This is a genomic window from Mesorhizobium sp. B2-8-1, from assembly GCF_006440955.1.
Lineage (GTDB): Bacteria > Pseudomonadota > Alphaproteobacteria > Rhizobiales > Rhizobiaceae > Mesorhizobium.
The window spans coordinates 503,979-525,096 of sequence record NZ_VFTX01000001.1; the positions used below are offsets into that span (position 1 = coordinate 503,979).

A 21,118-nucleotide genomic window follows, 5' to 3' on the forward strand; every position below is an offset into this window, starting at 1 on the left:
TCTGGGCATGCCGTATCGGCAATCAAATCAAGAGTTTGTCAGACTTTTCGCATGTTGCCGCCTTGAGGCGTGCGATCGTTGATTTGAGCGGAACTTCGCCCTGTCCGCAAAACGTCTCGCTCATGATCAGCTCGGGCAGCGGCAGCCGCCGCCCCCAGCCATGTGTTTCGAGGTCCGGTTTCGGCGCGAACTCCGAGACACGGCCGACACAGAGATAGGCCACCGGCGTCACGTGCTCGGGAATCGACAGAAGGCCTTTCAACGCCTGCGCCTCGATAATGCTGACCCAGCCAACGCCGACGCCTTCGGCGCGCGCCGCCAGCCAGAAATTCTGCACCGCGCAGACCGTGCTGTAGAGATCCATCTCGGGATTGTGCCAGCGTCCCAGCGGCGAACCCTGTGAGCGTCGGCGGTCGCAGGTGATACAGATATTGAGCGCGCTTTCGCAGATGCCTTCCAGCTTGAGCTTGCGGTAGAGCGCCCGCCGCTCTTCCTCGATCGCCGGCAATTCCTGCTCGCGCGCCGCGAGGAACAGGTCGCGCACCTGTTCCCGTCGTTCGGTGCCACGAATGACGATGAAATTCCATGGCTGCATGAAGCCGACCGATGGCGCGTGATGGGCGGCAAGCAGCAGCCGCGCCAAGACCTCGTCGTCGACGGCCTCTGATGTAAAATGGCTGCGGACATCGCGCCGCGTGAACATGGCGCGGTAGACCGCATCGCGCGCCATCTGGTCGAATCCGTCACCCACGGGGATGGTCATATTGTCCGGCATCGCTTGTCCCCTTGCGATTGCAATCAACTGCCGTCCGCCTGACCATGCGGATGACGATGCCTGCCAGGCCGGTCTTCTGGCTCGGGATCAACCCGCATCCGGCGCCTTCCCGTCATCGACAGTGGCATTTACCGGCGCGGTCCCCCTTACAGCGTTGGGCACGCCACGGTATCAAACCGTGTTCCCGATTCTCCCGCTCGCGGCGGGCACCAGGCAGTGGCCGGGACTTTACGACGAAGCCCCTGCGCCGCCAATCCCCGCGGCGACGCGAACGGACGCAAGCGCGATTTTCCCCAACCATCAGGCCGCAACGCATGGCCATCGCCGCGCCAGGGCACTAGATAGGGAGCATGGCCACTCGTCTCTACACCCATCCGATCTTCCTCGAGCACATCACGCCACCCGGCCATCCGGAGCGGCCGGACCGCTTGCGCGCCATCGAGCGCGTGCTCGACGACGAGGCTTTTGCCGCGCTCGACCGCCTCGAGGCGCCGGAAGGCGATGAGGCCACCATTCTCTACGCGCATCCCGAGGATTTCGTCGAGCGGGTACGCGCCGCCATTCCCGATACGGGCATCGCCCGCATCGATGCCGACACAACGGCCAGCCCGAAGAGCTGGCAAGCGGCGATCACCGCGATCGGAGCCGCCAACGCCGCCGTCGACGACGTCTTTGCCGGCAGGGCAGACAACGTTTTCGTCGCCGCCCGGCCGCCCGGCCATCATGCGGAGAAAGCGACGGCGATGGGCTTCTGCCTGTTCAACACAGCGGCCATCGCCGCACGTTATGCACAGCGCAAACACGATATCGAACGCGTCGCCATCGTCGACTGGGACGTGCATCACGGCAACGGCACGCAGGATGTTTTCTGGGACGATCCGTCCGTGCTTTATTGCTCGACGCACCAGATGCCGCTCTACCCCGGCACCGGAGCAAAGAACGAAACCGGCGCCGGCAACATCGTCAACGCGCCGCTTGCGCCGCAGACCGGCAGCGAGGCGTTCCGCGATGCCTTCCTGTCGCGCGTGCTGCCCTCGCTCGACAATTTTGCACCCGACCTGATCATTATTTCGGCCGGCTTCGACGCGCATCATCGCGACCCGCTGGCCGAGATCAACCTGACCGAGGATGATTTCGACTGGGCGACCGGCCAACTCATGCAGCGCGCGGCGCGCCACAGCGGCAACCGGCTCGTCAGCCTGCTCGAGGGCGGCTACGATCTGCAAGGATTGGCATTTTCGGTCGCCGCCCATGTCGGGCGACTGATGAAAGGATGAATGATGGCTGGTGAAACCAACGAAGACGTCAAGGCGATGAGCTTCGAACAGGCTCTCGACGCGCTGGAGAAGATCGTCGATGATCTGGAGCGTGGCGATGTGCCGCTCGACCAGTCGATCAGGATCTACGAGCGCGGCGAGGCGCTGAAGGTGCATTGCGACCGGCTGCTCAAGGCGGCCGAGGACAAGGTGGAGAAGATCAGGCTGTCCCGCGACGGCAAGCCGGTCGGGACGGAGCCGCTGGACGCGGATTGAGGCACGCAGCCGTCTCTCTGGTTTTTGACACGATCATGATTGAGGATAGAACGCGTCCCGATTGAAACGGCTCCAGGACAAGAGGAGATACGGAAGCGATGTGCAGAAACATCAAGACCCTGTTCAATTTTGATCCGCCGGCGACCAACGACGAGGTGCGCGATGCAGCCCTTCAATTCGTTCGCAAGCTGAGCGGAACGACGCGGCCTTCGAAGCAGAACCAGCACGCATTCGACCATGCCGTCGAGGCCATTGCGGCGTCGGCGCGCGAGCTTCTCGATTCGCTTGAAACCAACCAGCATCCGCGCAATCGCGAGGAGGTTGCGGCCAAGCTGCGGGCGAAGGCGGCGATCCGCTTTGCCTGATCTGGCCAAAGCAGCCATCGGCCGCTGACAAGGAGAGTTCATGAGCTTCTTTCCCGGGAAGGACCCTGAAGCCGGCGATGCCTTTGCCAGCGACCAAATCGAATTGATGGTCATTCCGAACGCCAAGGACATTGGCGGTTTTCAGGTTCGCCGCGCCTTGCCGACCGCCAAAAGGCGGCTGGTCGGTCCCTTCATCTTCTTCGACCGCATGGGCCCGGCCATCCTGCGTGCCGGTCAGGCGCTCGACGTCCGGCCGCATCCTCATATCGGCCTGTCGACGGTCACCTACCTGTTCGACGGCAGGATCAGGCATCGCGATTCGCTCGGCACCGAGATGGTGATCGAGCCGGGTGACGTGAACCTGATGACCGCCGGCCGCGGCATCGTCCATTCGGAGCGCACGCCGGAAGAACTGCGCGGCGCGCCGATGTCGATCTCGGGGCTGCAGACATGGTTGGCGCTGCCGGGCGGCAAGGAGGAAGTGGCGCCGGTTTTCGAAAACACCGCTGTCGCGCGGCTTCCCGACATCGACGCGGAAGGCGTCAGCGGCCGCATCGTCATAGGCGATTTCCAGGGGCTGCGTTCCCCGGTGCGGGCCGATTCCGAGACGCTCTACGCCGACCTCAGGCTGGCGCCCGGCGCCAGCGTGAAAATCCCTGCCGACGCGGAAGAACGCGCCATCTATACGCTGGAAGGCGAGGTCTCGATTTCCGGCGACGTGTTTCCGGCGGAACGGCTTCTGGTGTTCCGGCCCGGCGACGAGATCGTCGTATCCTCACAGGCTGGTGCCCATTTCATGCTTTTCGGCGGTGCCTCGCTGGGCTCGAAGCGCTACATCTGGTGGAATTTTGTCTCGTCCTCCAAGGAGCGCATCGAACAGGCCAAGCAAGAATGGAAGACCGGCCGCTTCGACATCGTTCCCGGCGATGAGGAAGAGTTCATTCCACTGCCGGAAGGCTGAGGAAATCGACGACGGGGCGTGCCTTTCGCGTCATTTGGCAGGCATTTACTTTCGCCTGCCGGCGGCCTATCCCGCGCATGAACAGAAGCTTGGGCCTACCCGTGAACGCAACGCCGCATACGCCGCTTCTCGACAAGGTCCGTATCCCGGCCGAGCTGCGCACGCTTTCCGAAAGCGAATTGCCGCAATTGGCATCAGAGCTTCGCCTCGAACTGATCGACGCGGTGTCGCGCACCGGCGGTCATCTCGGCGCCGGGCTTGGCGTGGTCGAACTGACCGTGGCGCTGCACTATGTCTTCAATACCCCCGATGACCGGTTGATCTGGGATGTCGGCCACCAGGCCTATCCGCACAAGATCCTGACCGGGCGCCGCGATCGCATCCGCACCCTGCGGCAGGAGGGCGGCCTCTCCGGCTTCACCCGCCGCACCGAGAGCGAATACGATCCGTTTGGCGCCGCCCACTCCTCGACGTCGATATCGGCCGGCCTCGGCATGGCGGCGGCCCGCGATCTTGCCGGCGGCCGCAACAATGTCATCGCTGTCATCGGCGACGGCGCCATGTCGGCCGGCATGGCCTATGAGGCGATGAACAATGCCGGTGCGCTCGATGCCCGCCTGATCGTCATCCTCAACGACAACGACATGTCGATCGCCCCACCGACCGGCGCCATGAGCGCCTATCTGGCGCGCCTGGCCTCTGGCAAGGCCTATGTCGGCCTGCGCGACTTCGGCAAGAAACTGACCTCGTATCTCGGCAAGCGTGCCGACCGTGCCATCACCAGGGCGGTCGAGCACGCGCGCGGCTACGTCACAGGCGGCACGCTGTTCGAGGAGCTCGGCTTCTACCATATCGGTCCGATCGACGGTCACAATCTGGACCATCTGATCCCGGTGCTGAAAAATGTCCGTGACAATGGCAAGGGCCCCGTGCTGATCCATGTCGTCACCCAGAAGGGCAAGGGCTACGCGCCGGCCGAGGCCGCGGCCGACAAATATCACGGCGTCAACAAGTTCGACGTCATCACCGGCGCTCAGGCCAAGGCCCCGGCCAACGCGCCGGCCTATACCAAGGTGTTCGCCGAAAGCCTGATCCGGGAGGCCCAGGAGGACGAGCGCATCGTCGCCGTCACCGCCGCCATGCCGGGCGGCACCGGGCTTGACCTGTTCGGCGAAGTGTTTCCGGCCAGGACCTTCGACGTCGGCATCGCCGAACAGCATGCGGTGACGTTCGCGGCCGGCCTCGCGACCGAAGGCTACAAGCCGTTCGCGGCGATCTATTCGACCTTCTTGCAACGTGCCTACGATCAGGTCGTGCACGACGTGGCGATCCAGAAATTGCCGGTGCGCTTCCCCATCGATCGCGCCGGCTTCGTCGGAGCCGACGGCGCCACCCATTGCGGCGCCTTCGACACCACCTTCCTGGCCTCCCTGCCGGGCTTCGTCGTCATGGCGGCGGCCGACGAGGCGGAACTGCGCCACATGGTGCGCACCGCGGCAACCTACGATGACGGCCCGATCGCCTTCCGCTATCCGCGCGGCAATGGCGTCGGCGTCGACATGCCCGATCGCGGCTCGGTGCTCGAAATCGGCAAGGGCCGCATCATCAGGGAAGGCGGCAAGGTGGCACTCCTCTCCTTCGGCACGCGCTTGCAGGATTGCCTGATCGCGGCCGAGGAACTGGGCGCGGCCGGGCTTTCGACCACCGTCGCCGATGCGCGCTTCGCGAAGCCGCTCGACGAGGACCTGATCCGACGGCTGGCCCGCTCGCACGAGGTTCTGGTCACGGTGGAGGAGGGCGCCGTCGGCGGCTTCGCCAGTCACGTTTTGCAGTTCCTCGCCCATGAGGGCCTGCTGGAAAGCGGCCTGAAAGTGCGCCCGCTTGTGCTACCGGACGTGTTTGCCGACCACGCCAAGCCGGAAAAGATGTATGCCGATGCCGGTCTCGATGCCGCCGGCATCGTCCATACGGTTTTCACCGCCCTCGGGCAGGCGGCCCACGCCCAGCGCGCCTGACTCGACACATCAAGCGCTTGAATCGGTTTGCCGGCTCGATGTCGTAACGCATTGTTGACATTGCGGTTTGGCGTTTTGCTTACCGTGTCTCTTGCCCGTTTTTCAACGGCACGCTGCTAGGTTCTGGCCAGGCAGGGAGACAACAACAGTGAAGACGCTTCTGTGGGGCATGGCGATCCTGACCGCCATCGCAGCGCCGGCCATCGCCGGAACGCGCTACGACCGCAATATCGAGAGGGCGGCCGTGGATATAGTCGCCAGCAGGATGGGGCATATCAGGGGCGGCTTCTCCTACAAGCAGCTGCCGCAGCTTGTTGTCCCGCCGGACGCCGCATCGGCATCCGCCGCGCCAGTCGAGCGCCCGCGCAGGGAAGTTGCCCGCGATCGGGATGACGGCCTGTCTCCCGCCGTCGAACGGCAGGCTCCCCGCACCATCTTCTGATCTCGCCCAAATCAAACCACCCAAATCAAAACCACATGTCGCGCACGCAGCGGCCGTCGCGCGGCAGATCGTCGTAGGTCTCGAGACCGTCGAAATGGTCGATCGGCAGGTCGGCCACGGCTTCCGGCGGCGCAAGCCTTACATTGACGGCGATCCGCGTGCGGCCGGCTGGGCGCAAACCGCGCCAGGCAAGCACGCACGCACATGTCGGGCAGAACAGGATCTCGAGCGTGGGTTCGGCCTTGCCGGCACGTTTATAGCTTTTTATCGGCCCCACGACGCGGATACGTTCATCGACAAAGTCGTAGGCCCAGAGCGTGCCGTAACGTCGGCACAGCGTGCAGTTGCAAGCGGTGATCGGCCCGGGATCGCCCTTCAAGGTCCAGTGGGCCGCACCGCAATGGCAGGTTCCCGTAAGCATCCGTCCTCCTTCGCCTTCGGCAGCAAAACGGCGTTTCTTCCTTATCATCGTGGCCGACCTGATGCGATATGCGACTGGCCGCGAGCGGCTCTCTGCGGTCGCTGCCCTGCGGCGATGTTGCTTCTCCTGCTCCAATCTCCTTGCCTTCGCCGCCGGCTTTCGCCAAGGAAGACCGATGAATTTTCCCCGGCCAGCCAGCACGCGCCAGCGGCTCGACGATCTGCTCGTAGCGCGTGGGCTGTTTTCCAGCCGCTCGCGTGCACGTGACGCGATCGAACGTGGTACGGTAACGGTTGATGGCGTCATTGGCCGCAAGCCGGGTCAGGCCGTGCAACCGGAATGCGTCATCGCCGTTGATGACCCGGCCCAAGGCTATGTCTCACGCGCGGCGCTGAAGCTGATCGCCGGGCTCGACCATTTCGGCCTCGATCCGGCCGGCTGTGAGGCGCTCGACATCGGCGCCTCGACCGGCGGATTCACCCAGGTCCTGCTCGAACGCGGCGCGACCCATGTCACGGCGATCGATGTCGGTCACGGACAGATGCATGCTGATATCGGCAAGGACGCGCGCGTGACGGTCATCGAGGGGCTGAACGCCCGCGATCTCTCAACCGCCGATCTTGGCGGCCGCAGTCCGGACTTCATAGTCTCCGACGTCAGTTTCATTTCACTGAAACTGGCCCTGCCGCCTGCGCTTGCCATCGCCAAGCCGGGTGCCGCAGCGATGTTTCTGGTCAAGCCGCAGTTCGAGGCGGGTCGCGAGGCGATCGGCAAGGGCGGCCTGCTGAAAGACCCCTATCATGCCGCCCGTGTCGCCGGCTTGCTGCAGGATTGGCTGGATGCCGTGCCCGGCTGGCGCTCGCTCGGCTTGCATCTGTCGCCAATCGAGGGCGGTGACGGCAATCGCGAATTCCTGCTTGGTGGGGTCAAGGACCGATGAGTGCACGCTTCACCATCAAAAAGCTTGGCGCCCAGGGGGATGGCATCGCCGACACCGAAAGCGGCGATCTGTTCATTCCTTTCACGCTGCCAGGCGAGGTCGTCACCGCGGCGCGTGAAAGGGATCGCGCCACGCTGATGGCGCTGATCGAGGCCTCGCCCCTGCGCATCGAACCCGCCTGCCGCCATTTCGGCGAGTGCGGCGGCTGCGCCCTCCAGCATTTGGAGGCGCAAGCCTATCAGCAGTGGAAGCGCGAGAAGGTCGTGCATGCGCTGAGAGGCATCGATTGCGAAATAGGCGGTCTGGTCGCCTGCGCGCCGCACACGCGCCGCCGCGTCGTGCTCGCCGCCAGGCGCACCGAAACAGACATGCTGCTCGGCTTCAATCGCCATCTGTCGCCGGAAATCATTTCCATCTCCGAATGCCCGATCTCGCTGCCTGGGATCGTCAACGCGCTCGACAGCTTGAGGGCACTCGCCGAATTGATCTGCGCCACCCCGAAATCGTTTCGCATGGCGGTCACAGTGACGGGTTCCGGCCTCGACGTGGCGGTGCATGAATCGGGCAAGCTCGGCGAAAACCAGCGCCGCATCGCCACCAATTTTGTCATTGCGCAGGGCTTTGCCAGACTGTCCATCGATGACGAGATCATCATCGAGCCGAAGAAGCCTGTCGTCATGTTCGGCAGCGTTACCGTCGCGGTGCCGCCGGGCGCCTTCCTGCAGGCGACGGAGGCAGCCGAACGGACCATGGCCGATATCGTCGGCGGACATCTGAAACGTGCCAAAAAAATTGCCGATCTCTTCGCCGGCTGCGGCAGCTTCGCCCTGCGGTTGGCCGCGAGATCGGAAGTGCATGCGGTGGAGGGCGATGCGGCCGCACTTTCGGCGCTCGATCGGGGTTCACGCTTCGCCACCGGCCTGAAACGCGTGACCGGCGAGCGCCGAGACCTGTTCCGCCGTCCGCTGACGTTCAAGGAGTTAAACGCCTTTGATGGCGTTGTCTTCGATCCGCCCCGCGCGGGCGCGGAGGATCAGTCGAAGCAGATCGCCCGCTCGGATGTTCCATTCGTTGCCGCGGTCTCCTGCAACCCGGTGACGCTCGCGCGGGATTTGCGCATCCTCATCGACGGCGGCTACGCGGTGAAAAGCGTGACGCCGATCGATCAGTTTCTGTGGTCGCCCCATGTCGAGGCTGTTGCCTTGCTGGAGAAGCCGCGGAAAAGACGCTAGGCGCTTAGCCCTGCTCAGCGAGACGGGCAGCGTCACGCAGTCTGCCCCGAAATCCCAGCCAGGTTTATCGCTAAAGTTGTGGATCATCGCCACTGCAGTTGAATCTGCCCCTCAAAAAGGCATAATCCAAATTGGGATAGGGGGAGAAGATGATTTCACCAGGTTTTGTTGCCGAGATTTTTGGTTCGGCTCTCATCATGGCGCTCACCGGTGCGGTGCTCGCTTGGATCTTGAGAAAATTCACGCGTGTGGGGCTGGTGCCATCCTATGCGCTTGGCGTCGCGGTCATGACGTTTGTCGGCGCTGCGCTCTATGTCTCGGGCCATGATGGGACCGTCGACTACCTGAGTGCATGGACCCAGTACGCGATCGGCGGCGTTATCGGCTTCCTGATCCTGTATGCCACGTCGCGCCGGTCTGTGAGCAAGACCTAGCAGACTGGCCACGAGGCGGCTTCAAACCCTTGTGCCGCCGACCGTCATCTGGTCCATTCTGAGGTGCGGCTGGCCGACGCCGACCGGCACGCCCTGTCCAGCCTTGCCGCACATGCCGATGCCGTTGTCGAGCTTCATGTCATTGCCGATCATCGAAACGCGGTGCATGGCGTCGGGCCCGTTACCGATCAGCATTGCGCCCTTGATCGGCTGCGTCACCTTGCCGTTCTCGATCATGTAGGCTTCGGTGCAGCCGAACACGAACTTTCCGGAGGTGATGTCGACCTGGCCGCCGCCGAAGGAGACGGCATAGATGCCGTTCCTGACCGAGGCGATGATCTCGTCCGGCTCCATGTCGCCCGATGTCATGTAGGTGTTGGTCATGCGCGGCATCGGCTGGTGCGCGTAGCCCTCGCGCCTTCCGTTGCCGGTGGCCCGCATGCCCATCAGCCGGGCGTTCTGGCGGTCCTGCATGTAACCGACCAGCTTGCCGTCCTCGATCAGCACGTTGCGCGCCGAAGGCGTGCCTTCATCGTCGACGGTGAGCGACCCGCGTCGTTCCGCGATCGTGCCGTCATCGACGACGGTGACGCCCTTTGCCGCCACCTGCTGGCCCATCAGGCCGGCGAAAGCGGATGTCTTCTTGCGGTTGAAGTCGCCTTCCAGCCCGTGGCCGACGGCCTCGTGCAGCATGACGCCGGGCCAGCCGCTGGAGAGCACGATGTCGAAAGTGCCGGCCGGCGCCGGTACGGCTTCGAGATTGACCAGCGCCTGACGCAGCGCCTCCTTGGCGGCGTGCTTCCAGCTGTCCTCGACGAGGAAGTCGCCGAACGCCTTGCGTCCGCCCATGCCGTAGGAGCCGCTTTCCTGGCGGTCGCCGTCGCCGACCACCACCGACACGTTCACCCTGACCAGCGGCCGGATGTCGCGCACCACCTGGCCGTCGGCGCGCACGATCTCGACATGCTGCCAGGACGAGGTCAGCGATGCCGAGACCTGGCGCACGCGCGGATCCTCGGCGCGCAGCCATGCGTCGACTTCCTGCAACAGCTTCGCCTTGGCCTCGAAGGAAGGGGAGGGGATCGGGTTCTCATCGCCATAGAGATGGCGGTTGGTGCGGGCGGGCGCGGCGGCAAGCGTTCCGGAATAACCGCCCTTGACGGTCGAGACGGCGTCAGCCGCGCGTCGCAGCGAAGCCTCGGACAGGTCGCTGGAGTGGGCATAGCCGCTGGCTTCGCCGGCAACCGCGCGTAGGCCGAAACCCTGGTCGGTGTTGAAATTGGCCGTCTTCAGCCGACCGTTGTCGAACATCAGCGCTTCGCTCTCGCTGTATTCGACGAACAACTCGCCATCGTCGGCGCCGTTGATGGTCTCTGCGACGATCTCCTTGACGCGATCGTCGGAAATATCGAATTGGCCGATAAGGCTGTTCATGGCGTATGTCCGTGGATGAATGGTTATATCCGGGATGTAGGCGCGAAGCCGCGCCCAGACAATCGCCAATCGTCATTCAAATGCAGGGCGGCGGCGTCCCGGATCTATCCCAGGTCCGGAAAACCTATCGTTGATCGGCAGCTCCCGGGTCGAGGCGCGGGAGTCTACGGCAGGGCCGCAAATCCGTCAGCAAAACCCTTGAGGTCCACCGGGATGCCGATGCCTTCTTCTGGCGTCTGGAAGACGATGAACGTGGCCGACGTGCCGGTCTTCAGCGTATCGAGCAGCGGCTTCTCGAGAATGACCTCAGCGTAGCAGCCGTCCTGGAAGCAGCGCACGAAATAAGCGCGGCCGATATCCTTGCCGTCGACATTGAGGCCGAGCCCGTTGGGCAAGAGCACGCCGAGCGGCGCCAGCACGCGCAGGATCTCCGCCTTGTTGTCGGCGGTGCGCAGCACCACGACCGACAGCCCCATCTCTGGGCGGTCCTCGGCGACGACGTTCTGCATCATCACGCATTGTTCGGACGTGGCGCCGGCCGGCGTGTCGCAGATGATCGACCACGCGCCATGGGTCGAGCGCACCGTGCCGCTCGGCTGGGCCGCGTTGGCCTGGCCGGCGGCCGACAAGCCGGCGACGGACAAGGCGGCGAGAAAGATGACCTTCGCCAAGGGGCTCGAAAGCCCAAATCCCGACAGCCAAGAGTTCATGACGGCTCCATTGCGAATCACGGCACTTTAAGCCGCGCCAAAGCCAAGTAAAGGACGAGACAGCGGCCGAGCCGCCACGAAAATGCCAATGCGGCGCTTTTCCTAGCCAATTTCGCCCGAATTACGACGCCAGGCGCGCCGGCCGGCAGGAAGCAGCCGATCCGTTGAACATAGCCGATTCGCCATGGCGGCCGCCGCCTTCAAAGATGCATTCCGGCTTGCGCGCAAAAATGCCGCACGGTTTCCTCCGCTCCTTTCTTGCGGAGGGAAAAAGAGTATGGTTTGAACCAGCTTGAGACAGTCGGGATTCCCGTCCCGGCATTGTTCGTTATTCTCGTGGACACAGCCGCGAGGAACTGGGAGACGAAGAGGGCGATGAGAAATTTCCTGGCAAACGCCAAGCTTCCAGCAAGTGCCAAGTTTCTAAGCGCTTGTGCCGTTACCACGTTTTTCGCCGGCACGGCCGCCCATGCCGATCAGCCCGTCGAGTGGGAGACGACCTTCCAGGCGCCGGCAACCGACATGATGCGCCAGATCGAGTGGTTCGGAAACTACACGATGTGGTTCATCATCCCGATCACCGCCCTGGTATTGGTCCTTCTGATCTACTGCATCGTGAAATTCCGCGCGAGCGCCAACCCGGTTCCGTCCAAGACCAGCCACAACACGCTGATCGAGGTGATCTGGACTGTCGGCCCCGTCGTCGTCCTGCTCTGCCTCGCCATCCCCTCGTTCCAGCTCTTGACCGCGCAGTACACGCCGCCGGAAGAAGCCAAGCTCACCGTCAAGGCGACGGGCAACCAGTGGAACTGGGATTACGAATACCAGACCGACAACACGCTCTCGTTCAACTCGGCGATCCTCCAGGATGGCGACCGTGCCGCCGCCGGCAAGGAAGATCGCAAGGTCTATCCGCGCCTGCTTGCCGTCGACAACGAGATGGTGGTGCCCGTCCACACGATGACCCGGGTGCTCGTCACCGCGACCGACGTGATCCATTCCTTCGCCATGCCGTCCTTCGGCATCAAGATCGATGCCATTCCCGGCCGCACCAACGAGACCTGGTTCAAGGCGGAGAAGGAAGGCCTCTACTACGGCCAGTGCTCGCAGCTCTGCGGCAAGGACCATGCCTTCATGCCGATCGCCATCCGCGTCGTCTCCGACGCGCAGTTCAAGACCTGGCTGGCTGCGGCCAAGACCGATCTGCCCGGCGCCAACAAGACGCTGATGGCCGAGGTCGATGGCCAGAACAAGGTAGCGGCCGCCGGCAACTGATGCCGCGGGTTAGCAAGATTTAGGGAACGGAGCGGAACATGGCAGACGCTGCAGCTCACGACGGGCACGACCACAAGCCTTATCATGGTTGGGTGCGCTGGGTTTATTCGACCAACCACAAGGACATCGGTACGCTCTACCTGATCTTCGCGATCATGGCCGGCATCATCGGCGGCGCGCTGTCGGTCGCCATCCGCATGGAGTTGCAGGAGCCTGGCATCCAGATCTTCAGCGGCCTGGCGCAGATGGTCTACGGCATGAACGGTGACGCCGCGATCGATGGCGGCAAGAGCATGTACAACGCCTTCGCCACGGCGCACGCGCTGATCATGATCTTCTTCATGGTCATGCCGGCCCTGATCGGCGGTTTTGCCAACTGGATGGTGCCGATCATGATCGGCGCCCCGGATATGGCGTTCCCGCGCATGAACAACATCTCGTTCTGGCTGCTGCCGCCGGCTTTCATCCTGCTGCTTATCTCGATGTTCGTGCCGAGCGCGCCTGGCGCCTACGGCGTCGGCGGCGGCTGGACGCTCTATCCGCCGCTTTCGACCTCCGGTCAGCCCGGTCCGGCCATGGATCTGGCGATCCTGTCGATCCACATCGCCGGCGCGTCCTCGATCCTGGGTGCCATCAACTTCATCACCACCATCTTCAACATGCGCGCGCCAGGCATGACGCTGCACAAGATGCCGCTGTTTGCCTGGTCGGTGCTGGTCACCGCATTCCTGCTGCTGTTGTCGCTTCCGGTCCTTGCCGGCGGCATCACCATGCTGCTTACCGACCGCAATTTCGGCACGACCTTTTTCGCTCCCGATGGCGGCGGCGATCCGCTGCTGTTCCAGCACCTGTTCTGGTTCTTCGGCCATCCGGAAGTGTATATCCTGATCCTGCCGGGCTTCGGCATCATCAGCCATATCGTCTCCACCTTCTCGCGCAAGCCGGTGTTCGGCTACCTCGGCATGGCCTACGCCATGGTCGCGATCGGCGCGGTCGGCTTCATCGTCTGGGCGCACCATATGTACACGACCGGCCTGTCGCTCGACACGCAGCGCTACTTCGTCTTCGCCACCATGGTCATCGCGGTGCCGACGGGCGTGAAGATCTTCTCCTGGATCGCGACGATGTGGGGCGGATCGATATCGTTCAAGCCGCCGATGCTGTGGGCGCTGGGCTTCATCTTCCTGTTCACGATCGGTGGTGTTACCGGGGTTCAGCTGGCCAATGCCGGTCTCGACCGGTCGCTGCACGACACCTATTTCGTGATCGCGCACTTCCATTACGTGCTGTCGCTGGGGGCGGTGTTCGCCATCTTCGCCGGCTGGTACTACTGGTTCCCGAAGATGACCGGCTACATGTATTCGCCCGTCATCGCCAACACCCATTTCTGGGTCATGTTCGTCGGCGTCAACCTTGTCTTCTTCCCGCAGCACTTCCTCGGCCTTGCTGGCATGCCGCGCCGCACCATCGACTATCCGGACGCGTTTGCGGGCTGGAACATGGTGTCGTCCTACGGTTCGTACATTTCGGCCGTCGGCGTGGTGATCTTCCTCTATGGCGTGTTCGAAGCCTTCCAGAAGAAGCGGATCGCTGGCGCCAATCCATGGGGCGAGGGCGCAACGACGCTGGAATGGCAGCTGCCTTCACCGCCGCCGTTCCACCAGTGGGAGCAGCTGCCGAAGATCAAATAAGGCGGCAGCCCGGAATCGAAACCGCCGGTTCGCCGGCGGTTTCGGCCAAACGGAATATGGATTTGAGTACGCATGGCCCTTGTCGACGAAACCAGCATTGACGAAGCGGGCTTCCGCATGTCGGAAGCGACGGCGGGTGATTTCTTCGCCCTCCTGAAGCCACGCGTCATGTCGCTGGTGGTGTTCACCGCCTTTGTCGGACTGGTCGCGGCGCCGGTGACCATCAACCCGCTGCTGGCGGTGATCGCGATCCTGGCTATTGCCATCGGGGCTGGTGCCTCCGGCGCTCTCAACATGTGGTACGATGCCGATATCGACGCGGTGATGACACGCACTGCGACCCGCCCGGTGCCGGCCGGCCGCATCCAACCCCACGAGGCGTTGAGCTTTGGGTTGGTGCTTTCGGTTTTGTCGGTGATGACGCTCGGCGTGCTGGTCAACTGGCTGTCGGCGGCGCTGCTGGCCTTCACCATCTTCTTCTATGCCGTCGTCTACACGATGTGGCTGAAGCGCTGGACGCCGCAGAACATCGTCATTGGCGGTGCTGCCGGCGCCATCCCGCCCGTGATCGGCTGGGCCGCGGTGACCGGCACGGTCAGCCTGGAGAGCGTCGTCCTGTTCCTCATCATCTTCCTGTGGACGCCGCCGCATTTCTGGGCGCTGGCGCTGTTCAAGTCGCAGGATTATGAACGCGCCGGCATCCCGATGATGCCCAATGTCGCCGGCCCGGCGTCGACCCGCCGTCAGATCTTCGCCTATGCTCTGGTGCTGGCCCCGGTCGGTGTGCTGCCGTGGCTGCTTGGCTACACCACGCCGTTCTATGGCGTGGCTGCCCTGCTGCTCGGGCTCGGCTTTGTCTGGTATGCGTGGAAAGTGCTTGGCATGTCCGACGACGATCGCGCGATGAAGCCAGCCAAGGCGTTGTTCGGCTATTCGCTGCTCTATCTCTTCGCCATCTTCGCCGTCTATCTCGCCGACAGCGTCGTCGAACGTGCACTTGCGGTGGGTGGAGCATGAGCATGATCGAAGACAAGCTCGAAACGGTCACCTTGACCGAACGCCAGCGGAAGGCCCGGCGCAACCGCTCGGTCGCCATCGGCGTAGCCTTGGCCGTGCTGGTCGTTATCTTCTATATCGCGACGATCGTGAAGTTCGGTCATAACCTCTCTGGCACGATGTGAGGCGGGAGATGGGTGTCGACACGAGTGCCAAACCGGCCGGGCACAACAGCAACCGCCTTGTTGCGGCCGTCTGCCTTGCCTTCTTCACCGGCATGATCGGCATGGCCTATGCCGCGGTGCCGCTGTACAAGATGTTCTGCCAGGCGACAGGCTATGGCGGCACGACGCAACGCGTCGAGAAGCAGTATGCCGGCCGCGTGCTCGATCGCGAGATCACCGTCCGCTTCGATGCCAATATCGCCGGCGTGCCGTGGGATTTCCAGCCGGTCCAGCGCTCGATGACCATGAAGATCGGCGAGACGGTGCAGGCGCACTATCAGGCGACCAACAAGTTCGATCGCCCCATCACCGGCCGCGCCACCTTCAATGTCCAGCCTGAACTGGCGGGTCCCTATTTCAACAAGGTCGAATGCTTCTGCTTCACCGACACCACGCTGAAGCCCGGCGAAACGCTTGACATGCCGGTCCTGTTCTACGTGGACCCCGATATCGTCAACGTGCCGGAACTGAAGGACGTGAAGACGATCACCCTGTCCTACACGATGTTTCCGGTCGAGAAGAACAAGCCGGTCGCATCGTCGGAGCCGGTCCAGGGCAACAGCAAGACAATTTCAAATACCGAAGGAAATCTCGGGGGTTGATATGGCAGACGCGCACGCAAAACATCACGACTATCATCTCGTCGACCCGAGCCCGTGGCCTTTCCTGGGATCGATAGGGGCGCTCGTCACCGCCTTTGGCGGCGTTTGCCTCATGGAATACCTGAAGGGCGGCTCGTTCCCGATCTTCGGCTTCAACATCGCCAATCCGTGGCTGTTCTTCATCGGCCTCGCGATCGTCCTCTACACCATGTTCGCCTGGTGGTCGGACACGATCAAGGAAGCGCATGAGGGCCATCACACGCGGGTCGTGTCGTTGCATCTGCGCTATGGCATGATCATGTTCATCGCCTCCGAGGTGATGTTCTTCGTCGCGTGGTTCTGGGCCTATTTCGATGCCAGCCTGTTTCCGAGCGAAGCCCATCAATATGCCCGCACCGCGTTCACCGGCGGCGTCTGGCCGCCGAAGGGCATGGAGGTTCTCGATCCTTTCCATCTGCCGCTCTATAACACCGTGATCCTGCTGTTGTCGGGCACCACGGTCACCTGGGCGCACCACTCCCTTATCCACGGTGATCGCAAGGGCCTGATCAACGGGCTGGTGCTGACCGTCGGCCTCGGCATGCTGTTTACCATGGTGCAGGCCTACGAGTACATGCATGCTCCGTTCGCCTTCAAGGATTCCATCTATGGCGCCACCTTCTTCATGGCGACCGGCTTCCACGGCTTCCATGTCATCATCGGCACCATCTTCTTGGCCGTCTGCCTGATCCGGGCCATGAAGGGCGATTTCACGCCCAAGCAGCATTTCGGTTTCGAGGCTGCCGCATGGTACTGGCATTTCGTCGACGTGGTCTGGCTGTTCTTGTTCGCCTCGATTTATGTCTGGGGATCGGTCGGCGCGGTAATCGAAGCCCATTGATACCGGTCTGATGATTTTTGAAGGGGCGGCTGCGGCAACGTGGCCGCCCTTCTTCTTTTCGGTGCAATGCGATCCGGGCGGTTGCGAGGGCGCGCAGTGTCGATGCCGGCGGCATGATCATGATCCACGGCCAGCCGAACGGATTCGGCGGCTGCTTCAATTGGTCGGCTGGACCGACGGCGGCATTGCCGTTACGGACTCCGGCATGGACGAAGTCTGGGCAGTGGTGGTCGATGGAATACCCATCAGGATTGAGCGGTAAGCAATGAGCGACGACAAGGCGATCTGGCCTCCGATCGACCCGATTTCGGCGGGCTTGCATGGACGCTGCCCGCGCTGCGGCGAGGGGCGGCTGTTTTCCGGCTTTCTCACCGTAGGCAAACGCTGCACCAATTGCGGTCTTGATTATTCCTATGCCGATGCCGGCGACGGGCCCGCGGTTTTCGTCATCCTGATCATCGGCTTCATCATCGTCGGCCTGGCGCTCTGGGTCGAAGTGACGCTGAGCCCGCCGCTCTGGCTGCATCTGCTGGTCTGGATCCCGCTGGCGCTGGTGCTGTGCCTGACGGCGCTCCGGCTGATCAAGGGGGTGCTGCTTACCCTGCAGTACCGCAACAAGGCGGCCGAGGGCCGGCTGGATCGCGGCGAATGACCGACATGTCCGCCAAGGGCGGTCGTTCGCGGCCAGGATCGGTATTGCTGCTCGGCATTGGCCTCGTCCTGCTCCTGATCCTGCTGGCGCTCGGCACCTGGCAGGTCCAGCGCCTGCACTGGAAGGAAGGTCTTATCCAGACCATCGACCAGCGCACCCACTCGCCGCCGCTCCCGCTGGCCGAGGTGGAGAAACAATTCGCCTCGACTGGGGACGTCGACTACACGCCGGTGACGGTGACCGGCACGTTCCTGCATTCCGGCGAGCGGCATTTCTACGCAACATGGGAAGGCGAAGCCGGCTTCAACGTCTACACGCCGCTGGCCCTCGACGATGGCCGCTTCGTCCTGATCAATCGCGGTTTCGTGCCATACGATCTGAAGGATGCCGCCAAGCGCGCCAAGGGACAGGTCGCGGGCAAGGTCACGGTCACCGGCCTCGCTCGCAATCCGCTGCCGGCAAAGCCGTCGATGATGCTTCCCGACAACGACGTGGCGAAGAACATCTTTTACTGGAAGGACCGTGACGTGATGGCGGCGAGCGCTGGCTTGCCGGCGAGCGCCAAGCTGGTGCCAATCTTCATCGACGCCAACAAGACGCCGAATCCGGGCGGTTTGCCCATCGGCGGTGTCACCATCATCGACCTGCCGAACAGCCATCTGCAATATGCTATGACCTGGTATGGGCTTGCCGCGGCACTTGCCGCCGTTCTCATCCTGCGGCTTCGCAGGCCAGCGAAAGAGGAATGAGCGCGACCGACCCGCTTGAAGGGCCATCGCCCTTGACAGGACGGGGGTAGGCACCTCATTTCGGCTCTGATCAAACGGCCCGGATTCATGCTTCAGACCAAGACAAAGCCTCCTCTGACGATCCGCCTCTGCCAGCCGCGCGGTTTTTGCGCCGGCGTCGACCGTGCTATCCAGATCGTCGTGCTGGCGCTGAAGAAATATGGCGCGCCGGTCTATGTCCGCCACGAGATCGTGCACAACCGCTATGTCGTCGAGGGTCTGCAAAGCCTTGGCGCCGTCTTCATCGAGGAACTTTCCGAGATTCCGGCCGAACATCGGCAGTCGCCGGTCGTCTTTTCCGCGCATGGCGTGCCGAAGTCGGTACCGGCGGATGCCCAGGCGCGCAATTTGTTCTATCTCGACGCCACCTGTCCGCTGGTCTCCAAGGTCCACAAGCAGGCGATGCGCCACCAGCGGCTCGGCCGCCACGTGCTCCTGATCGGCCATGCCGGACACCCCGAGGTCATCGGCACGATGGGACAATTGCCGGAGGGCGCGGTAACGCTGATCGAGACCGAAGCCGATGCCGCGAGGCTTGCGCCGACGGACCCGAAGGCGCTCGGCTTCGTCACCCAGACCACGCTATCGGTCGAGGACACGGCCGGCATCATCCGCGCGCTGCAGGACCGATTTCCCGATTTGCAGGCGCCGGCGGCGGAATCGATCTGCTATGCCACCACGAACCGCCAGGAAGCGGTCAAGGATACCGCCGCTGGCGCCGATCTCTACCTGATCGTCGGCGCGCCCAATTCCTCCAATTCGCGGCGTCTTGTCGAAGTGGCTGAGCGTGCCGGCGCCACCATGTCGCTTCTCGTGCAGCGCGCCGCCGAGATTCCGTGGGACGACATCGGAGACATCTCGACGCTCGGTCTGTCGGCGGGGGCATCCGCCCCGGAGATCATCGTCGACGAGATCATCGATGCATTCCGCCAGCGCTTCGATGTCACGATCGACCTGGCCATCACGGCCACCGAAACGGAGGATTTTCCCGTCATGCGGGTACTGCGCGATGTCGAACTGACGGCGGCCGACATGGCTTTCGTCAACGGGGCGCCGTAAGGCACATGGCGGTCTACACCGACGTTGCGGAAGGCGAACTCGGCGCATTCCTGAAGCACTACCCAGTCGGCGATCTCCTGTCCTACAAGGGCATCGCGGAGGGCACCGAGAACTCGAATTTTTTGCTGCACACCTCCAGCGGCTCCTACATCCTGACGCTCTATGAAAGACGGGTCGAAAAGGCGGATCTGCCGTTTTTCCTCGGGTTGATGGGCCATCTCGCCAAAAAGGGCGTGTCCTGCCCGCTGCCGGTAACCGCGCATGACGGCAGCGTCATCGGCACGCTGGCGGGCCGGCCGGCCGTCATCATCACTTTCCTCGAGGGTCTCTCGCTCCGGCGGCCGACATCGATCCATTGCGCCGAGGTCGGCAAGGCGCTGGCCTCCCTGCATCTGGCCGGTGCCGACTTTCCGATGACCCGCCCCAATGCGCTCGCAATCGACGGCTGGCGCAAGCTCTGGTCGGCAGCTCGCGACCGTGCCGACGAGGTCGAGCCGGGCCTTGCGGCCGAAGTCGACGCCGACTTCGCCGACTTCGAGCGGAATTGGCCGAAGGGTCTCCCGGAAGGCATCATCCATGCCGATCTTTTCCCGGACAATGTGTTCTTTCTCGGCGAGAAGCTCTCCGGCTTGATTGATTTTTATTTCGCTTGCAACGACCTCTACGCCTATGACGTCGCCACATGCCTGAACGCCTGGTGCTTCGAGAAGGATTTTTCCTTCAATCTCACCAAGGGCAAGGCGTTGCTTGCCGGCTACCAGGATGTGCGGCCTCTGAGTAATCAGGAAAAGGCAGCACTTCCGATGCTGGCACGGGGCTCGGCGCTGCGTTTCATGCTGACCCGACTGTATGACTGGCTGACCGTTCCCGATGGCGGGCTGGTGATGAAACGCGATCCGACCGAATACATCAGGAGAATGCGGTTTCATCGGACGATCAAATCTGCTTCGGAATATGGGCTGGCATGAGCAAACACGTTGAGATCTTCACCGATGGCGCCTGTTCGGGCAATCCCGGCCCGGGCGGCTGGGGCGCGATCCTGCGCTTCAACGGCGCCACCAAGGAACTATCGGGTGGCGAGGCCGAGACGACCAACAACCGCATGGAATTGCTTGCCGCCATCTCGGCGCTGAACGCGCTCAAGGAACCTTGCACGGTCGATCTTCACACCGACAGCAAATATGTCATGGACGGCATTTCAAAGTGGATCCATGGCTGGAAGAAGAACGGCTGGAAGACCGCCGACAAGAAGCCGGTCAAGAATGGTGAGCTCTGGCAGGCGCTGGATGAAGCCAATCGGCGTCACAAGGTCACCTGGATCTGGGTCAAGGGCCATGCCGGCCATACCGAGAACGAACGCGCCGACGAACTTGCTCGTGAGGGCATGGCGCCGTTCAAGAAGGGCGCGGTCAAGCTTGTTGCTGCCCCAGCGAAGCCGGTCGCGCAGTCCAAGCAGCCGGCGATGGTAAAGGTGCGGCGCTCGACCCAAAGCTATTGAATTCCGGGGCGGCACCATTCCCAGACTGGATCTCTATCGTGCCGATCCTCCACTATGTGATGCATCCCCAGGTTCAGGTGGACGCCAAGATTCCGGTACCGGGATGGGCCTGCCGATGTTGGACGCGCGAGAGCGATTGCAATGCTGGCTGCTTTGACCAACGTCCAGTGGGCGTACGCATAGAGCCCATAA

24 protein-coding genes, 1 pseudogene and 1 riboswitch are annotated in these 21,118 nt (G+C 63.0%); of the genes and pseudogenes, 21 read left to right on the top strand and 4 right to left on the bottom strand.

From position 1 onward, the window contains the following. Window positions 1-22 precede the first annotated feature (22 nt). Window positions 23-775, bottom strand: a complete 753-nt coding sequence (gene bluB / locus FJ428_RS02480) for a 5,6-dimethylbenzimidazole synthase (protein WP_140498060.1) — start codon at window positions 773-775, stop codon at window positions 23-25. Window positions 776-823: 48 nt separating this feature from the next. Further along, a riboswitch (cobalamin riboswitch) is annotated at window positions 824-1,004 on the bottom strand. Between the two features lie 121 nt (window positions 1,005-1,125). Between bluB and FJ428_RS02485 the strand changes: the two genes are divergently transcribed. The 6 genes from FJ428_RS02485 to FJ428_RS02510 all read left to right on the top strand — a co-directional run bounded on the left by FJ428_RS02485 (window position 1,126) and on the right by FJ428_RS02510 (window position 6,090). Continuing rightward, window positions 1,126-2,052 (top strand): histone deacetylase family protein, encoded by a 927-nt coding sequence (locus FJ428_RS02485; RefSeq protein WP_140818287.1) that lies wholly within the window; start codon window positions 1,126-1,128, stop codon window positions 2,050-2,052. A gap of 3 nt (window positions 2,053-2,055) precedes the next feature. After that, window positions 2,056-2,307, top strand: coding sequence for an exodeoxyribonuclease VII small subunit (locus FJ428_RS02490; RefSeq protein ID WP_140498064.1), 252 nt, complete (start codon window positions 2,056-2,058; stop codon window positions 2,305-2,307). 98 nt (window positions 2,308-2,405) lie between these two features. Then, entirely contained in the window at window positions 2,406-2,672 is a 267-nt protein-coding gene (locus FJ428_RS02495; RefSeq protein WP_010914875.1) for a DUF2277 domain-containing protein, read from the top strand. 40 nt (window positions 2,673-2,712) lie between these two features. After that, window positions 2,713-3,633 carry a pirin family protein gene (locus tag FJ428_RS02500; RefSeq protein ID WP_140878870.1) on the top strand — a complete coding sequence of 307 codons (921 nt, stop codon included), beginning with the start codon at window positions 2,713-2,715 and terminating at the stop codon, window positions 3,631-3,633. A gap of 77 nt (window positions 3,634-3,710) precedes the next feature. Continuing rightward, window positions 3,711-5,648, top strand: coding sequence for a 1-deoxy-D-xylulose-5-phosphate synthase (gene dxs, locus FJ428_RS02505; protein WP_181167185.1), 1,938 nt, complete (start codon window positions 3,711-3,713; stop codon window positions 5,646-5,648). A gap of 148 nt (window positions 5,649-5,796) precedes the next feature. Beyond that, the gene (locus FJ428_RS02510) at window positions 5,797-6,090 is read left to right on the top strand and encodes a hypothetical protein (protein ID WP_140878871.1); all 294 of its coding nucleotides are present in this window, start codon (window positions 5,797-5,799) and stop codon (window positions 6,088-6,090) included. A 25-nt stretch (window positions 6,091-6,115) separates the two neighbouring features. On the opposite strand, the gene FJ428_RS02515 is transcribed toward FJ428_RS02510, so the two are convergent. Continuing rightward, on the bottom strand, window positions 6,116-6,511 hold the full coding sequence (locus tag FJ428_RS02515; protein WP_140738260.1) for a GFA family protein: 396 nt from the start codon (window positions 6,509-6,511) through the stop codon (window positions 6,116-6,118). Between the two features lie 175 nt (window positions 6,512-6,686). Between FJ428_RS02515 and FJ428_RS02520 the strand changes: the two genes are divergently transcribed. From FJ428_RS02520 to FJ428_RS02530, 3 genes are all read left to right on the top strand, one after another. Further along, window positions 6,687-7,451: a TlyA family RNA methyltransferase gene (locus FJ428_RS02520; RefSeq protein WP_140514818.1), complete on the top strand. Its 765-nt coding sequence runs from the start codon at window positions 6,687-6,689 to the stop codon at window positions 7,449-7,451. Continuing rightward, window positions 7,448-8,683: a class I SAM-dependent RNA methyltransferase gene (locus FJ428_RS02525; RefSeq protein WP_140878872.1), complete on the top strand. Its 1,236-nt coding sequence runs from the start codon at window positions 7,448-7,450 to the stop codon at window positions 8,681-8,683. The genes FJ428_RS02520 and FJ428_RS02525 overlap by 4 nt, the downstream gene beginning before the upstream one ends. Window positions 8,684-8,832: 149 nt before the next feature. Further along, entirely contained in the window at window positions 8,833-9,117 is a 285-nt protein-coding gene (locus FJ428_RS02530; protein ID WP_140494980.1) for a hypothetical protein, read from the top strand. A gap of 21 nt (window positions 9,118-9,138) precedes the next feature. Here the strand turns inward: FJ428_RS02530 and tldD are convergent, their stop codons facing one another. Together tldD and FJ428_RS02540 are read right to left on the bottom strand one after the other, a co-directional pair. Then, the gene (gene tldD, locus FJ428_RS02535; protein WP_140514821.1) at window positions 9,139-10,551 is read right to left on the bottom strand and encodes a metalloprotease TldD; all 1,413 of its coding nucleotides are present in this window, start codon (window positions 10,549-10,551) and stop codon (window positions 9,139-9,141) included. Window positions 10,552-10,715: 164 nt separating this feature from the next. Then, window positions 10,716-11,261, bottom strand: coding sequence for an invasion associated locus B family protein (locus FJ428_RS02540; RefSeq protein ID WP_140494976.1), 546 nt, complete (start codon window positions 11,259-11,261; stop codon window positions 10,716-10,718). A gap of 258 nt (window positions 11,262-11,519) precedes the next feature. Here FJ428_RS02540 and coxB point away from each other — a divergent pair, with 258 nt between their 5' ends. The 12 genes and pseudogenes from coxB (at window position 11,520) to rnhA (ending at window position 20,926) form a co-directional block, all read left to right on the top strand. Continuing rightward, window positions 11,520-12,536, top strand: coding sequence for a cytochrome c oxidase subunit II (gene coxB / locus FJ428_RS02545; RefSeq protein ID WP_181167186.1), 1,017 nt, complete (start codon window positions 11,520-11,522; stop codon window positions 12,534-12,536). 38 nt (window positions 12,537-12,574) lie between these two features. Beyond that, a complete protein-coding gene (gene ctaD / locus FJ428_RS02550; RefSeq protein ID WP_140494972.1) occupies window positions 12,575-14,227 on the top strand; it encodes a cytochrome c oxidase subunit I in 1,653 nt (550 codons plus the stop codon). Window positions 14,228-14,299: 72 nt separating this feature from the next. After that, a complete protein-coding gene (locus FJ428_RS02555) occupies window positions 14,300-15,244 on the top strand; it encodes a heme o synthase (protein WP_140494970.1) in 945 nt (314 codons plus the stop codon). A 2-nt stretch (window positions 15,245-15,246) separates the two neighbouring features. Beyond that, window positions 15,247-15,408 carry a hypothetical protein gene (locus tag FJ428_RS02560; protein ID WP_140494968.1) on the top strand — a complete coding sequence of 54 codons (162 nt, stop codon included), beginning with the start codon at window positions 15,247-15,249 and terminating at the stop codon, window positions 15,406-15,408. Window positions 15,409-15,416: 8 nt separating this feature from the next. After that, on the top strand, window positions 15,417-16,049 hold the full coding sequence (locus FJ428_RS02565) for a cytochrome c oxidase assembly protein (protein WP_140514826.1): 633 nt from the start codon (window positions 15,417-15,419) through the stop codon (window positions 16,047-16,049). 1 nt (window position 16,050) lies between these two features. After that, window positions 16,051-16,929: a cytochrome c oxidase subunit 3 gene (locus tag FJ428_RS02570; protein ID WP_140494964.1), complete on the top strand. Its 879-nt coding sequence runs from the start codon at window positions 16,051-16,053 to the stop codon at window positions 16,927-16,929. Window positions 16,930-17,006: 77 nt separating this feature from the next. Then, a pseudogene (locus FJ428_RS30570) lies at window positions 17,007-17,191 on the top strand (hypothetical protein); the annotation flags it as partial. Window positions 17,192-17,194: 3 nt separating this feature from the next. Further along, the gene (locus tag FJ428_RS02580) at window positions 17,195-17,581 is read left to right on the top strand and encodes a DUF983 domain-containing protein (RefSeq protein WP_140494962.1); all 387 of its coding nucleotides are present in this window, start codon (window positions 17,195-17,197) and stop codon (window positions 17,579-17,581) included. Then, window positions 17,578-18,330: an SURF1 family protein gene (locus tag FJ428_RS02585; protein WP_181167187.1), complete on the top strand. Its 753-nt coding sequence runs from the start codon at window positions 17,578-17,580 to the stop codon at window positions 18,328-18,330. The genes FJ428_RS02580 and FJ428_RS02585 overlap by 4 nt, the downstream gene beginning before the upstream one ends. Window positions 18,331-18,417: 87 nt before the next feature. Beyond that, window positions 18,418-19,428 carry a 4-hydroxy-3-methylbut-2-enyl diphosphate reductase gene (ispH, locus tag FJ428_RS02590; RefSeq protein WP_140514830.1) on the top strand — a complete coding sequence of 337 codons (1,011 nt, stop codon included), beginning with the start codon at window positions 18,418-18,420 and terminating at the stop codon, window positions 19,426-19,428. 5 nt (window positions 19,429-19,433) lie between these two features. Next, the gene (locus FJ428_RS02595; RefSeq protein WP_140878873.1) at window positions 19,434-20,396 is read left to right on the top strand and encodes a homoserine kinase; all 963 of its coding nucleotides are present in this window, start codon (window positions 19,434-19,436) and stop codon (window positions 20,394-20,396) included. Further along, window positions 20,393-20,926 carry a ribonuclease HI gene (gene rnhA, locus FJ428_RS02600; protein WP_140580785.1) on the top strand — a complete coding sequence of 178 codons (534 nt, stop codon included), beginning with the start codon at window positions 20,393-20,395 and terminating at the stop codon, window positions 20,924-20,926. Before FJ428_RS02595 ends, rnhA begins: the two co-directional genes overlap by 4 nt. The last annotated feature ends 192 nt before the right edge of the window (window positions 20,927-21,118 follow it).